The organism is Serratia rubidaea, assembly GCF_016026735.1.
Taxonomy (GTDB): domain Bacteria; phylum Pseudomonadota; class Gammaproteobacteria; order Enterobacterales; family Enterobacteriaceae; genus Serratia_B; species Serratia_B rubidaea.
In genome coordinates this window covers 1704978-1720841 of the sequence record NZ_CP065640.1, presented here as the reverse complement: position 1 = coordinate 1720841, position 15864 = coordinate 1704978, and the positions used below count along the sequence as shown (strand labels likewise).

Genomic DNA, 15864 nt, shown 5'->3' with positions numbered 1-15864 from the left:
TGCGCCACTATGACGGAACAAAATACCCCATCCGCACCGGTTGAAGAGAGCAACCAGGCGGTTGAGAGTCCCCAACAGCCAGAGACCGGCAGCCGTAAAAGCAAAAACAGCGGCCCGGTGCTCGGCGCGATCGCCATCGTGCTGGTTATTGCACTGGGCGCCGGCGGTTACTACCACACGCACCGACAGGCGCAGCAGCTGATTGCGGCGAACCAGTCCCTGCAGCAGCAGCTGGCGGAGCTCAAGCAGAGCCAGCAGCAGGAAAAAAGCGCGCTGGAAGGCCTGCTGCAGCAGCAGGGGAAAACCCTCGACGCCGCTGACCGCGAACAGACCTCGCTGGCGCGTCAGCTCAGCGAGCTGCAGGAAAAAGTCGCCACCATTTCCGGCAGCGACGCCAAAACCTGGCTGCTGGCTCAGGCCGACTTCCTGGTTAAAATGGCCGGCCGCAAGCTGTGGAGCGATCAGGACGTCACCACCGCCGCCACCCTGCTGAAAAGCGCCGACGCCAGCCTGGCGGATATGAACGATCCGAGCCTGATGACCGTACGCCGCGCCATTACCGAAGATATCAGCGGGTTGTCCACCCTGTCTCAGGTCGACTTTGACGGCATCATTCTGAAAGTGAACCAGCTGTCTAACCAGGTTGATAACCTGCGCCTGGCGGATAACGACAGCGATGAAGCGCCAATGGACGAAGACAGCGGCGAGCTGTCCGCCTCGCTCGGCGAATGGCGGCAGAACCTGACCAAGTCCTGGCATAACTTTATGGCCAACTTTATCACCATCCGCCGCCGCGACACCGGCGCCGAGCCGCTGCTGGCGCCGAATCAGGACATCTATCTGCGCGAAAACATCCGCTCCCGCCTGCTGGTCGCCGCCCAGGCGGTACCGCGCCATCAGAACGAGGTGTATAAGCAGTCGCTGGAAACCATCTCCACCTGGGTGCGCGCCTATTTCGATACCAGCGATCCGGCCACCAAAGCCTTCCTGGAAGAGCTGGACGGCCTGAGCCAGCAGTCCGTGACGATGGACGTGCCGGACCAGTTGAAGAGCCAGCCGCTGCTGGAAAAACTGATGCAGACCCGGGTACGCAATCTGCTGGCGCAAGGCGCTGCCGCCACTCACCAGGAGGGATAAGCCATGTTACGCGTGTTATTCCTGTTTCTGGTGCTGATCGCCAGCGTGGTGCTCGGGCCGATGCTGGCCGGGCATCAGGGCTACGTCCTGATCCAGACCGACAACTACAATATCGAAACCAGCGTCACCGGCCTGGTGATTATGGGTATCTTGCTGTTTGTAGCGCTGTTTATCATCGAATGGATCCTGCGCCGCATTTTCCGTACCGGCGCCCGCACCCGCGGCTGGTTCCTTGGCCGTAAACGCAGCCGTGCGCGCGCACAAACCAAGGCGGCGCTGATTAAGCTGGCGGAAGGCGACCATAAACAGGTCGAACAGCTGCTGACGCGCAATGCCGACCATGCCGAACAGCCGGTGGTGAACTACCTGCTGGCGGCGGAAGCGGCACAGCAGCGCGGCGACGAGTTCCGCACCAATCAGTATCTGGAGCGCGCCGCTGAAGCGGCGGACACCGATCAGCTGCCGGTCGACATTACCCGCGTACGCATTCAGCTGGCGCAGGGTGAAGTACATGCCGCGCGCCACGGGGTCGATCGCCTGCTGAACCAGGCGCCGCGCCATCCGGAAGTGCTGCGTCTGGCGGAGCAGGCCTACCTGCGCACCGGCGCTTACGCCTCCCTGCTGGAAATTCTGCCGTCAATGAGCAAAATCAAGCTGCACGACGAGGAGAAACTGCAGGCGCTGCAACAGCAAGCCTATCTCGGCCTGATGAATCAGGCGATGGCGGAGGAAGGCAGCGACGGCCTGAAACGCTGGTGGAAGAATCAAAGCCGTAAAGTACGCCATGAAGTGCCGCTGCAGATCGCCATGGTGGAGCACCTGATCGAATGCGACGATCATGAAATGGCGCAGGAGATCGTGCTGGACAGCCTGAAACGCCAGTATGACGAACGCCTGGTGCTGCTGATCCCGCGCATCAAATCCGGCAACCCGGAGCAGTTGGAAAAAGCGCTGCGTCAGCAGATCAAACAGCATGGCGCCACGCCGCTGCTTAACAGCACGCTGGGCCAGCTGCTGATGAAGCACGGTGAATGGCAACAGGCCAACGACGCCTTCAAGGAAGCCCTGAAGCAACGTCCGGACGCCTATGACTACGCCTGGCTGGCCGACGTACTGGAAAAGCTGCACCGCTCCGAAGAGGCGGCGCAGATGCGACGTGAAGGCCTGATGCTGACCCTGCGGCAAAATGGTGAATAACGCCGGATAAACTGCTTATCAGAGCGTGGCCACGGCCACGCTTTTTTTTCGCCTGCATCCCTCTACACGGCAATATCCTCTAAATCATTCGATCCGCAGGAAGGCGGTAAGAGAAGGAATCCCGCTGAGCTGATACGGGTAAGTGATTCGGGTGACTGAGCGCAGCCAACGCATCTGCGGTTTAAGGTATGACGGGTAGATACCCTAAATAATTCAAGTTGCAGGAAGGCGGCAAGGGAAGGAATCCCGATGAGCTGATACGGGTAAGTGATTCGGGTGACTGAGCGCAGCCAACGCATCTGCGGTTTAAGGTATGACGGGTAGATACCCTAAATAATTCAAGTTGCAGGAAGGCGGCAAGGGAAGGAATCCCGATGAGCTTACACAGGTAAGTGATTCGGGTGACTGAGCGCAGCCAACGCATCTGCAGCTTGAAGTATGACGGGTATTAGGCAAAAAAAAACACTTGCCAGTCTGGCAAGTGCATAAAGAAGCAATCAGGTCTAGGACAACAGGGGCGGTGCCTCACTCAACGTTGTGCCCGCAGTGTGATGTCGGCGTCGCAAGCGAGGCTTTCATCGTTCTGGTGGGCAATAGGCACCCTAAATCGGCTCTGCGTCATTCCCAGGGTTTATGAGGCCTAAGGCGAACATAAGAAGTGGAATGAGCATCTACGCTATAGATATTGCACTTCGCGTGCCAACTTTTGCCACCCAACGACAACCCAGACAAAAATAAATTTAATTTACTGAATTTTAAAGGTTTATTTTTTACCCGCATCGTTAACCTACCGCCGGAGGCCATCCGCCCCGCCGCTGCCGACCGCCAACCAGCCTGTCGCTGAAAAACGACGACTTAAGGTAAAGTTATTTTTACCCTTATATTTCAATTGATTATATGTCTCTTACCAGCGACAGCGCGCCACCGCCTTGTCGCCAAAGAGCAACAGCGGGCGGATAGCAGCTATAACCGGCAAGCTTAACAGCAGCGTATGGTATGCGGAGGGGGAAGAATGTCAGGCGGAGGATGCCGGCGGATAAACTACAGACGAAAAAAAACCTGCTTTAAAAAGCAGGTTTTTCGAATGGTGGTCGGCGAGAGAGGATTCGAACCTCCGACCCACTGGTCCCAAACCAGTTGCGCTACCAAGCTGCGCTACTCGCCGATTCTGTGGTGCTGATACTACAAGATTTTAAAGCCCATGTCTATGTAATCGCTAAGATTTACATGACGTTTTGTGTGGTGCGAAGAGAGGGACTTGAACCCTCACGTCCGTAAGAACACTAACACCTGAAGCTAGCGCGTCTACCAATTCCGCCACCTTCGCACGGTCACAAAACAGCTTTTTATCTCTTACTCTACCCCTGGGGTAAAGTGGGGTGGCTAATGGGACTCGAACCCACGACAACTGGAATCACAATCCAGGGCTCTACCAACTGAGCTATAGCCACCATTTCTTTACTTACTTCACGCGGTAATCATACCACCGCAGCTCTTGCGCACAAACTAAATGGCGCGCCCGACAGGATTCGAACCTGAGACCTCTGCCTCCGGAGGGCAGCGCTCTATCCAGCTGAGCTACGGGCGCGTAGCGCCGTTGCGGGTGGGGATACTACGGATTTAAAGCAATCCTGTCTAGTGCTTTTTCGCAGAAATGTTGCGTTTGATTACGCTTTGCTCACTCCTGCGCATAAAAGCACAATCCGCAGCCCCTTTCTCAGCTTTGCTGCTGGTTTTTTATCCCAATTTCAGCCTGATGCCGTTTTTTGTGCATGCCGAAGGCAAAGTAGCACAGGCTAACCGCCGCCAGGAAAATCGCCCCGACCAGCAGAGAAATACGCGTATCCGGGTTAATGCCCATGCCAACCAGCACGCAGGCCAGGAAAGCAATGGTCAGGTAGTTCACATACGGGAACATTATCGATTTAAAACCGTGGCTTTTGATCGCCGCTTTATGTTCACGCCGGAAGTAGAGCTGGCTGATCAGCACCACAAACCACGGCACCATGCCCGGCAGCACGCTGGCGCTGTAAACATACACAAATACCTGCTGCGGATTAGGAATGATGTAATTCAGCACCGATCCCGCCAGCAGGCAGACAATGGTAACGGCGATGCAGTTTACCGGCACGCCGCTGGCGGAGAGCCGGGTGAACGCGGACGGCAGCTGGCGGTTCTTCGCCAGCGCATACAGCATGCGTCCGCCGCTGTACATGCCGCTGTTGCAGCCGGACAGCGCCGCGGTCAGCACCACAAAGTTAATGATGCCGGCAGCGGCCACGATGCCGATTTTGGCAAAGGTCAGCACAAACGGGCTGCCCGCGGTGCCGATGCCGTCCCACGGGAAGATGGTGACGATCACGAAAATGGCGCCGACGTAGAAAATCAGGATGCGCCACAGAATATTGTTGATGGCGCGCTTCAGGGTGACTTGCGGGTTCTTCGCTTCGCCGGCGGTAATACCCACCAGCTCCACGCCCTGATAAGAGGCCACCACGATGCACAGCGCAAACAGGAAGCCCTTCCAGCCGCCGGCGAAGAAGCCGCCGTGCTGGGTCAGGTTGGCGAAGCCGGTCGGCGCGCCGCCGTTGCCGAAGCCGAAGAAGATCACCCCCAGCCCCACCAAAATCATCACGATAATGGTGGTCACCTTAATCATCGCAAACCAGAACTCCAGCTCGCCGTACAGCCGCACCGCCGCCAGGTTGGCCACCGCCACCATCGCCACCGCCAGCAGCGCCGGCAGCCACTGCGGGATCTCCGGGAACCAGAACTGCACGTACACGCCAATGGCGGTGATTTCCGAAATCCCGACCGCAATCCACATAAACCAGTAGCCCCAGGCCGTCAGGTAGCCGAAGTAAGGGCCCATATACTTGTGGGCATAAACCGCAAACGAACCGGCCACCGGCTCCAGGAACAGCATCTCGCCCATCGAGCGCATAATAAAGAACACAAACAGCCCGGCGATAATGTATGCCAGCAGCACCGAAGGCCCCGCCCATTTCAGGGTGCTGGCCGAGCCCATAAACAGGCCGACGCCGATCGTGCCGCCGAGCGCAATCAGTTCGATGTGCCGGGCTTCCAGCCCGCGATGTAGTCCTTGCGGTTTATCTTTAGTTGGCATAAATCCTCAGTCGTTATGTCTGCGTCGTGCGTGCATTGACCAGCAACGGTCTTATTGTTTTCTACCCGTCATTCTTCCAGCTGCAGCGGGGTTAGCTGCAAATCACCGACCCGTATCAGCGCAGCGGAACTTCTTCCCTGGCCGCCTGCCCGCACCCCAAATTATTGGGATCTACACGGCAAGCGGCATCACTCCCGCCGGCGCGACCGATCGCCAGTAAGGATGAGGGCAAATTGACAGCGGGAAAGGATATTCAGCACTGCGATTAGCGGCATCGGCGGCCTGGGATGATTTCCGGGCGGTATCGTTCCGTATTTTGCTGCTATAAGCAAACCGCGGATTAAAACTTTATGGAATAAAAGGCGGGATAATTCTTAGATGAGGTTATAGTTGTACGGCAATGTTCGACCATCGCCGCACAACTACGTCAGCCAACCCTGCCGGAGCAACAGAAACTCCGGCCGGCGCATTTACAGCTTGCCGCCGTAATAGTAGCCGACGAACCGCAGCAGTTTGATCTGCCGCCGGATACGGCTTGGCTGCGACAGCAGGCGATAGAGCCACTCCAGCCCGAGGTTCTGCCACACCTTCGGCGCCCGCTTCACGTGGCCGGTAAACACGTCATAGGTGCCGCCGACGCCCATATACAGCGCCTGCGGGTGCACCTGGCGGCAGTCGCGCATCAGGACTTCCTGCTTCGGCGAGCCCATCGCCACGGTGACGATCGCCGCGCCGCTGGCATGAATCCGTTCAAACAGCGCTTCCCGCTGTTCCGGCGTGAAGTAACCATCCTGGCTGCCGACGATGTTGACGTTCCACTGACGGCGCAGTTTCTCTTCGGTTTCCGCCAACACCGACGCCTTACCACCGACCAAAAAGACCGGCGTGCCTTCCTGCCCGGCGCGCTGCATCAGCGCCTCCCACAGATCGGCGCCCGCCACGCGCGAAACATCGGCGCCGGGATACTTGCGCCGCATCGCACGCACCATGCTGATGCCGTCGGCGTATTTAAATTCACAGCCGTCCAGCAGCGCCCGCAGCGTGGCGTCCTGCTCTGCCGCCAGCATTTTCTCGGCGTTCATCGCCACCAGCGTTCCCTGTTTCATCTTGCCGCCGTCAAACAGGAAGTCCAGGCAGTGCGACATATTGCGAAATCCCCACAGCTTGATGCCGCGCAGCGTGTATTCGGGAGCCGAAACCTTTGTATCCATTATTCTCATTACCTTTGCAGTAGGCTGTCGGACTCTGAAGCGGCGGCCGGCTGCGTCGCGGGCAGGCGGCCGCCCATACGCGTCTTGATCAGGCCCGCCGTATCAAACAGCCAGTACAGCAACTTCGCCAGCACCAGGCAGGCGCCAAAAATCAAACAGAAAAACACCACGCGCGACACGAAAGAATCCAGCCCTTCACGCGTCAAAACAATGATGTTGAACACCGCGCCAAAACAAAACCCCTGCAGAATGGCCGCCTTATAGCGGTTCGGCTCATGGCGTCCCAGCTCATACAGCCAGTCGAACCATTTGATGATAAGCCCGACCACCACCGCGCCAAGCGGAATAAACAGCGCGCCGCCCATCACCACCAGCGAGCCGATCAGCGTCGGCGAAATCGCCAGCCCGGAATTATTCTCCAGCACTTCCCAGGTAAAGTAGTTGGCGGTATTCAGCACCACGTCCGGCCGCCCTGGCCACAGCCAGCTGGGGATAAAGACGTAGAAGTCGCGCACGATCGGCGCCAGCCCCTGGAAGTCGATCTTGTCGTAATTCTGCAGCAGCAGCGCCAGGTTCTCCCAGGGGGAGAAGGTGTCGCGGGTTAAATACAGGAAGGTGTAAAACGCCTCATCGCCGCTGACGTCCAGGCCATAGCGCTTCAGCGCCAGCCAGAACATGCCGACAATGCTCATTACGCCCGCCGCCGCCAGCATCCACAGCGTGATCCAGCCGCGCACGATGCCGATAAACAAGAACAGGGCGAACGCGATAATAATATTGGCGCGCGTGCCGCCGACGATCACATAGGTCAGCAGGCCAAACGACACCGTCGCCACCAGGAAGAAGAACCAGGCGCGCAGACTCTGCCGCAGGAAGAACACCACCAGCATCGCCGGGATAAAGAAGTAGAAGAAGCGCTTAAGCGCCACGCCGGACACGTCGCTGGAAAAGATCTGGCTGTAGGAGTGCAGTTTGAACAGCAGGAAGCCGTTCTGCATAAAGAACAGCCCCACCGTGCCTATCGCCACCAGCGCCAGCAGCACCCAGGTCAGGTTGGTTTCCACCCGGTTCATGTCAAACAGCGGCTGGCGCGGCTCGGCGCTGCGCTTGCGCAGCCGGGTCTTATAGGTGACGTAATAGATGGCATAGAAACAGGTGGCGGAGAGCATGGCGTACAGCAGGAACTCCACCGGCACGATAGCCACGTCAAACCGGAACACCAGCAGACAGCTGAGCGGAAAGCCGAAGTAAAACGTCAGCAGGAACAGCAGCGAAAAGAAGACGTTAAAGTTAAACCGCACGCGCCGGAACTCCTGATAGGTCACCGTCAGAATAAACGTGACGCTAATCAGGTACACCACCAGCAAACCGCCAAATTGGGCCAGCGTCATGCCGTTTCTCCCGCCGCCAGCGCCAACGCCTGCCGCCAGCCGTCAATATAGTTCGGGTTAAAGAAGGCGATATCCTGCTTGTCCACCGACGCCAGCTGGCGCTGCGCTTCGCGCACCACCGCCTCATCCAGCGTATCACCGTAAAACAGCACCGGCAGGCGCTGTTCGGCCAGATCCTGCCAGAACGGGTTCTGCCGGCTGAGCACAAACGGCACGCCGAACTGAATCAGCAGGCAGAGCGTGCCGATGCCCTGCTGGCGGTCGAAGATAAAGTAGCCGAGATCGCACTCGCGCAGAATATTCAGGTAATCGTCAAACGCTACCTGCTGGGTGAGCAGCTGCAGATTTCTTTCGCCGAACAGCTGCAGGCCGGCGCTGCGCACCTGCCCGATATAGTCGTCGTTATTGGCCGGATAGCCCATCGGCACAATCACCCGCACATTATCGCCGAACTGCTGATGAATCGCGTGCAGCGCTTCGATATGGCGGTTGGTGCGGTCGCCGGAGTTGCCGACCAGAATGGTCATCGGCCCGGCGACGTTCTTCTCGACCTCAACGCCGGTCAGCGCCGGATCCATCCGCGTCGGGAAGTAGAGCAACGACGCCGGCACCCGCGCATGGCGCTGCTGATAGTGAATCAGATCGCCGCGCGTGGCGAACACGTGTCCCACCCGCCCCTGCGCCACCCGGCGCAGCAGATAGAACAGCCGGAATTTCCAGCTGGTGGCATTTTCATACAGATCGGCCCCCCAGATATGCCAGCTGACCTGCTGCGGCTTGATTTTGCCGCTCAGCAGCGCCAGCCACAGCGTCGGGTTAAACTGCCCGTGCCAGAAAAAACGGCGGCTGCGGTCGGCCTTGGCGCAGGCGATCACCGCCTCCGCCAGGCTTTTCTTATCCGGATAGCTGTCAATCGTCAACGCCGGGAACTCGCCCAGCGCGGCCACATCTTTGGCGGCGACCATAAACCGGTTTACCTGCGGCGACGGCAGCTGAGTGGCCAGCACGTCGTTAAAAAAGCGCAGCACCGTCTGATTATGGTGCGGGATATCAGATCCCAATACGTGAATCAGTGTGGTCATACTCGTCTACGGTAAAGAATAAATACGCAGCTACACAGCGTGAAATAGACTATGTAGGTTGCCATGTAGGCCTGAGCCGCCCCCAGCGCCCCGTGCAGCGGGATCAGCCAGTGCGAGAACAGCGTCAGCAGCAGGAACTGGCTGACTTCAGTCATAATATAAAAGCGCAGCGACGCCTTGGCGATCACCAGGTAGCCGAACACATAGGCGCCCACCTTCAGCACATCGCCCACCAGCTGCCAGGCGAACAGATCGCGCATGGCGACGAACTTGTCCGAGAACAGCAGCCAGATGGCAAAATCGCGCAGCAGCCACACGGTAAAGCTGGCCGCCGCCACCGCCGGCAGCACGAACTTCAGCGCGCGGACGATTTCGCGGCTAATCGCCGCCTTATCGCTCAGGCGCGACAGCGTCGGCAGCAGGTACACGGTGAACGAGGCGGTAATAAACTGCAGATAGGCGTCGGAAATGCTGCTGACGCCCTGCCAGATCCCCACCTCATCCCAGCTATAGTGCGCCGCCAGCAGGTTACGCATCATGACATACGCCACCGGCAAGGTCACGGAGGTGATCAGCGCCATAATGGTGAACTTGCCCAGATGGCTGGCCAGCGCCTTGTCCCACGCCAGCGCCAGATAGCGCAGCGGCAGCGTTTTACGCCGCCACAGCAGCGCGCCGGCCGGCAGCGCCACCAGCGCCGGCACCAACGCCAGCCCCGCCAGCGCGCCCTCATAGCCGCCCAGTTTAAAGCACGCGACAAAGGCCACCAGGCCAATCAGGCTGCCGCCGATCACCGCCAGCGCATTGCCCATCGCGTCGCGGTAGCCTTTCAGGATTGCCAGAAACAGGTTGGCGTAGGCGATGCCCATCTGCATAAACGCCAGTGCGCGCACCACGTTGACATAGCGCGTATGGCCGAACAACCCCTGACTGATCGGCGCGGCGGCAAACAGAAACACCAGCGCCAGCAGGGTCGAGAAGCCCAGCACAATGCTGGAACCGGTACCGACCGCCAGGCGCAGGCGCTGCGGATCCTGATGATACTCCGCGACATACTTGGTGATGCCGTTGAAGATGCCGGCGCCGGACAGCACGCCCAACACGGTGATCAGCTGGCGGAAGTTACCCGCCTGCCCCACGCCGCTCGGCCCGAAGGCCACCGCCAGCAGTTTCACCACCAGCAGCCCCACGCCGATTTTGATCAGCGTGGAGCCGGCGGTCCAGACGGATGCTTTTGCCAGCGACATATCAGGCGAGGAAGCTCAAAATGGTGTGAATCACCGTGCGCTGGTTAACATCGGACATGTTGTAATACAGCGGCAGCCGCACCAGGCGCGCGCTCTCGCTGCTGGTGAAGCGGTCTTCGCCGGCAAAGCGGCCGAACTTCTCGCCCGCCGGGCACGCATGCAACGGAATATAGTGGAACACCGCCATAATTTCCGCTTCTTTCAGGTAGTTGATAAACGCCGTACGATCCTGCACGTCTTTCAGCTTGATGTAGAACATATGGGCGTTCTGACGGCAGTCTTTCGGCACCACCGGCAGCTCGATACGCCCGGCGTCGGCCTGCGGCTTCAGCGCGTCGTAATAGTTCTGCCACAGCTTCAGCCGCCGTTGGTTGATGCGTTCCGCCGCTTCCAGCTGCGCCCACAGGTAGGCGGCCTGCAAGTCGGCCATCAGGTAGCTGGAGCCGATATCGCGCCAGGTGTATTTATCCACCTGGCCGCGGAAAAACTGGCTGCGGTTGGTGCCCTTCTCGCGGATGATTTCGGCGCGGTCAATCAGCGCCGGATCGTTGATCAGCGTCGCGCCGCCTTCGCCGCCTGCGGTGTAGTTCTTGGTTTCATGGAAGCTGAACGCGCCGATATGGCCGATGGTGCCCAGCGCCTTACCCTTGTAGGTCGACATCACGCCCTGCGCGGCGTCTTCCACCACGAACAGGTTGTACTTTTTCGCCAGCGCCATAATGGCGTCCATTTCACAGGCGACGCCGGCGTAGTGCACCGGCACGATCGCACGGGTTTTGTCGGTAATCGCCGCCTCGATTTTGCTTTCATCGATATTCATGGTGTCCGGACGCACGTCGACAAACACGATGGTGGCGCCGCGCAGTACAAAGGCGTTGGCGGTGGAGACAAAGGTAAAGCTCGGCATGATCACTTCGTCGCCCGGCTGGATGTTCAGCAAAATCGCCGCCATCTCCAGCGACGCGGTGCAGGACGGCGTCAGCAGCACCTTGTGCGCGCCGAAGTGCTGCTCCATCCACTGCTGACAGCGGCGGGTAAAGCCGCCGTCGCCGCACAGCTTCCCGCTGCTCATGGCAGCCTGCATATAGTCGATTTCCGTGCCAACAACCGGTGGTGCGTTAAATGGAATCATGTGAACCTCTGTATAACCAATACGCGGTGCTGTCGATAACGGCACCGTGCCGTTGATAGAGCCGTAGCGCGGCGCTATTACTTATCTGTGTCGCCACCCGCAGGCGCTGTAATTGCTGCTGCTGACACCAGCCTACCGCCGCGGCCATCAGCCGGGCGCCGATACCCCTGCCGCCGGCGCCGGGAAACGCGGCCAGCAGACCGATGCGCGCCTCGCCGCTGCCGATATCGCGCAGGCTGACAAAGCCTTCCGGCTGCCCGTGGCCATCCAGCGCCAGCAGGCAAAGGTGGTCGAAGGTGCCAAGCACCGCCTTCTCAATCCAGGTGGCATAAAACCGTCCGCTGTCCGCCGGCTGATACCAGGGCGCACGAAAACGGCTGGCGGCGAACGCCTGCCCGGCCGCCGTCTGTAACACGGCAATATCGGCCGCCGTCGCCGGGCGTATATCAGACGCCGGAGTATAAGCACATTTCGTGCCAATATTGATAACCAGATCGACCTCACCCTCCGCCAGCAGAAAATCAAACGCGGCCAGCGCATCGGCAAGATCGAGACGGTGAGCGGGGATTTTGGCCTGAACCAGCGCAAAACGATCCAGCGCGGCGGCGGTCAGCGGCGGCGCCGAGTCGGCAATATTCAGCCTGGCGCTGTTAATGCGGAAATAGTCGCTTTCCCAGGTTAGCGGGTCGACGGTAGCGCGGAGAATCATAGCGTTATCCATTCAGTTGATGACCGACGTCTGCGCCAGAGTATGGGGGAACAGGCTCCGCCCCGGCGACCAGCAGGCCGGCGGGGCGGGTCGGCGCTTAACGCCAGACGCCTTTGGTATCGACAATCCAGTTCTGCTTGACGGCTTCCGGCGCGATGGCCTTGAACTCGTTGTGATCCACCAGCATTACCAGCACGTCGGCCTGCTGCAGCGCCTCGCCGATGCTTTTCAAAGTGACCTGACCGGCCAGCGCTTTCGGCAGTTGCTCCACGTTCGGCTCTACCGCCAGCGTTTCACCCTGATGCCACTCGGCGATCAGCTGCGTGACTTCGACCGCCGGGCTTTCGCGCAGGTCATCGATATTGGGTTTGAAGGCCAGGCCGAAACAGGCGATCTTCAGCTCGGAGGCCCGCTTGTCGGTCGCCGCCAGGCAATCGGCCACCGCCGCTTTCACCCGGTCGACCACCCACAGCGGCTTGCCGTCGTTGACCAGCCGCGCCGTATGGATCAAACGCGCCTGCTGCGGGTTCTGCGCCACGATAAACCATGGGTCGACGGCGATACAGTGGCCGCCGACGCCCGGGCCGGGCTGCAGGATATTGACGCGCGGATGGCGGTTGGCCAGGCGAATCAGCTCCCAGACGTTGATACCCTGATCGGCGCAGATCAACGACAGCTCGTTCGCGAAGGCGATGTTGACGTCGCGGTAGCTGTTTTCCGTCAGCTTGCACATTTCCGCCGTGCGCGAGTTGGTGATCACGCATTCGCCTTCCAGGAAAATTTTATACAGCGCGCTGGCGCGCTCGGAGCATTTTGGCGTCATGCCGCCGATCACGCGGTCGTTCTGAATCAGCTCGACCATCACCTGCCCCGGCAGCACACGCTCCGGGCAGTAGGCGATGTTGATATCCGCCGCTTCGCCGGCGTCCTGCGGGAAGCTCAGGTCGCTGCGCGCCTGCGCCAGCCACGCGGCCATCTGCTCGGTGGCGCCGACCGGCGACGTCGACTCCAGAATCACCAGGTCGCCCTTTTTCAGCACCGGCGCCAGCGATTTGGCGGCGGACTCCACAAAGGCCAGATCCGGCTCATGGTCGCCCTTGAACGGCGTCGGCACCGCGATCAGGAAGGCATCCGCTGCTACGGGTTTGCTCACCGCCTGCAGATAGCCGCCGTCGACCGCTTCTTTCACCACTTTGTCCAGATCCGGCTCAACGATGTGAATTTCACCGCGATTAATGGTTGCCACCGCATGCGCATTCACATCGACGCCAATGACTTTTTTCTTGCGTGAGGCAAACGCCGCCGCCGTCGGCAGGCCGATATAACCCAGGCCGATAACTGAAATCGTATCAAAACTCATAATGTCACCTGATAATTCTTTAACGCTTCGAGGATTCGCTGGCAGGCATGACCATCGCCGTAAGGGTTATGCGCCCGGCTCATGGCATGATATTCGTTTTCATCCGTCAGCAGGCGGCTCACCGCAGCGACAATGGTCGCCACGTCGGTGCCCACCAGACGTACAGTGCCGGCGTCAACCGCTTCCGGCCGCTCGGTGGTTTCACGCATCACCAATACCGGTTTGCCCAGCGACGGCGCTTCCTCTTGAATACCGCCGGAGTCCGTCAGAATAATGGTCGATTTGGCCATCAGATAAACAAACGGCAGATAATCCTGCGGGTCGATCAGCATGATGTTATCGATGCCCTTCAGAATGCGGTTAACCGGTTCGCTGACGTTCGGGTTCAGGTGCACCGGATACACCACCTGCACATCGGGGTGCTGGCGGGCGATTTCCGCCAGCGCGCTGCAGATACGCTCAAAGCCGCCGCCGAAACTCTCGCGGCGGTGGCCGGTAACCAGGATCAGCTTCTTGTCTTCGTCCAGGAAAGGATAACGCTGCGCCAGCGCATCACGCTGCCGCGCATCGCTCATCACGCGATCGCGCACCCAGAATAACGCGTCAATCACCGAGTTGCCGGTGACAAAAATCTGGCTGTCAGGCACCTGTTCACGCAGCAGGTTCTGGCGTGAATTCTCCGTCGGCGCAAAATGGAACATCGCCAGATGGCCGGTCAGCGTGCGGTTGGCCTCTTCCGGCCAGGGGGAATAGAGATCGCCGGTACGCAGCCCCGCTTCAACATGGCCAACCGGAATGCGCTGATAAAACGCCGCCAGGCTGGTAGCCAGCGTGGTGGTGGTATCACCATGCACCAGCACCACGTCCGGTTTAAACTCCTCCAGAACGCTCTTCATCCCTTCCAGAATGCGGCAGGTGATTTCGGTCAGCCCCTGCCCCGGCTGCATGATATTGAGATCGTAATCGGGAACAATTTCGAATAATCGCAAGACCTGGTCCAACATCTCACGATGCTGCGCGGTCACACAAACTCTTGCTTCAAAGGCTTCGTCCTGAGCCAAGGCATGTACCAACGGCGCCATCTTGATGGCTTCAGGTCGGGTGCCGAACACGGTCAACACTTTCACAGCGGATCTCTTTTGGTCAGTTAGTCGCAGACAAACCTGCAAAGAGGGCGCTTACGCGCCCATCAACGAATTATTATAATATTTTCAATCGCGTGCACGACGAACCAAGGCTACCCCTGCGCCGGCCATCGCACCGATAGCGCCCCACAGGATCAGCCAAAATACTCTTCTTGGGCTATCACGTTTTACCGGTTCTTCCGGCGTACGCAAATAGCGGTAAGTCTGAAACTGCTTGTCCAGCGTCGGGCCGACGTTCAGCGTCGCCAGCATGGCGCGGTTTTGATCATAGTCCAAATCATAGTTCGGTCCGGAGGCTTGTAAACCTTCCAGACGCGCCTGCAGCATCGGCTTACCCAGCAGGAACAGGTCTGAATCCGGCAGCTGTTCGGCCGGCGTATCGGTCTGCGTACGGCCAATGCCCTGTTTCTCGGCGATTTTCAGCGCCTGCTGCACCGAATTCAGCTGACGCTTATAAATCGCGTCCGCCACCGCCTCCTGGCGTTTAACCTGCGCTTTCATTGAGGTGGTGCGCGCCGCCCAGGCGCCCTGAATCTCTTCGTTCAGATGCAGCGCCGCGCGATGGCTGGCGAACAGCACATACTCGCGGAGTAAACGATTGGCATCCGAGGCCGTTTCAGCCGTCAGTCTAACGCCGTCGTTCGGCGCTTTTTTGTCATCCCGCGGCGTAAATTGAATATTGGCGATCAGTTCGTCGAGTAAAGCAGCATCGGCGCGCTCATCACCTTCCTGCCGCTGCTTGTAGTAATCACTCTGCAGCCAGAAATCACGCCGGGTATCGTAGGCCGCCAGCTGCATAATGAACTCTTGGTAAGCTTCATCAGCAATACTCGGCTGGTCGGCAGGCACCGCCGGCGTGGTGCGAACATCCAGGTTACGCAGGAACTGCTGCTGGGAATAATAACCACCCAGCGCATTTACCGTCGGCCGATCGGTAATCGCCGTGGCGCTCCACTCCTGCTTGACCAGGTAGGAGACCGCCAGCGCGACCGCCGCAAACAAGACGGCGATACCGATAATCCAGACCTTGCCGCGCCACAAAGTACGACACAGTCCACGAATATCGAGTTCATTATCAACCGCCGGGTGGTTCTTGTCTGACGTTGTATCTGGAATCATCACTGCC

The 15864-nt window shown here is 59.1% G+C and carries 12 protein-coding genes and 4 tRNA genes; 2 read left to right on the top strand and 14 right to left on the bottom strand.

Going from position 1 to position 15864, the window contains the following annotated elements:
• Nucleotides 1–9: 9 nt before the first annotated feature.
• Together hemX and hemY are read left to right on the top strand one after the other, a co-directional pair.
• The gene (gene hemX, locus I6G83_RS07875) at nucleotides 10–1137 is read left to right on the top strand and encodes a uroporphyrinogen-III C-methyltransferase (RefSeq protein WP_054305783.1); all 1128 of its coding nucleotides are present in this window, start codon (nucleotides 10–12) and stop codon (nucleotides 1135–1137) included.
• A 3-nt stretch (nucleotides 1138–1140) separates the two neighbouring features.
• Nucleotides 1141–2334 (top strand): protoheme IX biogenesis protein HemY, encoded by a 1194-nt coding sequence (gene hemY, locus I6G83_RS07870; protein WP_054305784.1) that lies wholly within the window; start codon nucleotides 1141–1143, stop codon nucleotides 2332–2334.
• Between the two features lie 1088 nt (nucleotides 2335–3422).
• On the opposite strand, the gene I6G83_RS07865 is transcribed toward hemY, so the two are convergent.
• The 14 genes from I6G83_RS07865 to wzzE form a co-directional block, all read right to left on the bottom strand.
• Nucleotides 3423–3499 (bottom strand) — tRNA-Pro (locus I6G83_RS07865).
• 75 nt (nucleotides 3500–3574) lie between these two features.
• Nucleotides 3575–3661: transfer RNA gene (locus I6G83_RS07860), tRNA-Leu, on the bottom strand.
• A 48-nt stretch (nucleotides 3662–3709) separates the two neighbouring features.
• Nucleotides 3710–3785: transfer RNA gene (locus I6G83_RS07855), tRNA-His, on the bottom strand.
• Between the two features lie 60 nt (nucleotides 3786–3845).
• Nucleotides 3846–3922: transfer RNA gene (locus I6G83_RS07850), tRNA-Arg, on the bottom strand.
• Nucleotides 3923–4051: 129 nt separating this feature from the next.
• A complete protein-coding gene (gene thrP / locus I6G83_RS07845) occupies nucleotides 4052–5461 on the bottom strand; it encodes a bifunctional threonine/serine APC transporter ThrP (RefSeq protein WP_054306226.1) in 1410 nt (469 codons plus the stop codon).
• Nucleotides 5462–5931: 470 nt separating this feature from the next.
• Nucleotides 5932–6672: a lipopolysaccharide N-acetylmannosaminouronosyltransferase gene (gene wecG, locus I6G83_RS07840; RefSeq protein WP_054306227.1), complete on the bottom strand. Its 741-nt coding sequence runs from the start codon at nucleotides 6670–6672 to the stop codon at nucleotides 5932–5934.
• Between the two features lie 8 nt (nucleotides 6673–6680).
• Entirely contained in the window at nucleotides 6681–8063 is a 1383-nt protein-coding gene (gene wzyE / locus I6G83_RS07835) for an ECA oligosaccharide polymerase (protein WP_054306228.1), read from the bottom strand.
• A complete protein-coding gene (locus I6G83_RS07830; protein WP_054306229.1) occupies nucleotides 8060–9145 on the bottom strand; it encodes a TDP-N-acetylfucosamine:lipid II N-acetylfucosaminyltransferase in 1086 nt (361 codons plus the stop codon). Before I6G83_RS07830 ends, wzyE begins: the two co-directional genes overlap by 4 nt.
• On the bottom strand, nucleotides 9142–10392 hold the full coding sequence (wzxE, locus tag I6G83_RS07825; protein ID WP_054306230.1) for a lipid III flippase WzxE: 1251 nt from the start codon (nucleotides 10390–10392) through the stop codon (nucleotides 9142–9144). The genes I6G83_RS07830 and wzxE overlap by 4 nt, the downstream gene beginning before the upstream one ends.
• Nucleotide 10393: 1 nt before the next feature.
• Complete coding sequence (gene rffA / locus I6G83_RS07820) at nucleotides 10394–11524, bottom strand: dTDP-4-amino-4,6-dideoxygalactose transaminase (RefSeq protein WP_054306231.1); 1131 nt, start codon at nucleotides 11522–11524, stop codon at nucleotides 10394–10396.
• Nucleotides 11511–12233 (bottom strand): dTDP-4-amino-4,6-dideoxy-D-galactose acyltransferase, encoded by a 723-nt coding sequence (rffC, locus tag I6G83_RS07815; RefSeq protein ID WP_054306240.1) that lies wholly within the window; start codon nucleotides 12231–12233, stop codon nucleotides 11511–11513. The genes rffA and rffC overlap by 14 nt, the downstream gene beginning before the upstream one ends.
• A gap of 97 nt (nucleotides 12234–12330) precedes the next feature.
• Entirely contained in the window at nucleotides 12331–13593 is a 1263-nt protein-coding gene (gene wecC / locus I6G83_RS07810) for a UDP-N-acetyl-D-mannosamine dehydrogenase (RefSeq protein ID WP_054306232.1), read from the bottom strand.
• A complete protein-coding gene (gene wecB, locus I6G83_RS07805; protein WP_054306233.1) occupies nucleotides 13590–14720 on the bottom strand; it encodes a non-hydrolyzing UDP-N-acetylglucosamine 2-epimerase in 1131 nt (376 codons plus the stop codon). The genes wecC and wecB overlap by 4 nt, the downstream gene beginning before the upstream one ends.
• Before the next feature lie 84 nt (nucleotides 14721–14804).
• Nucleotides 14805–15857: an ECA polysaccharide chain length modulation protein gene (wzzE, locus tag I6G83_RS07800; RefSeq protein WP_054306234.1), complete on the bottom strand. Its 1053-nt coding sequence runs from the start codon at nucleotides 15855–15857 to the stop codon at nucleotides 14805–14807.
• Nucleotides 15858–15864: the final 7 nt, after the last annotated feature.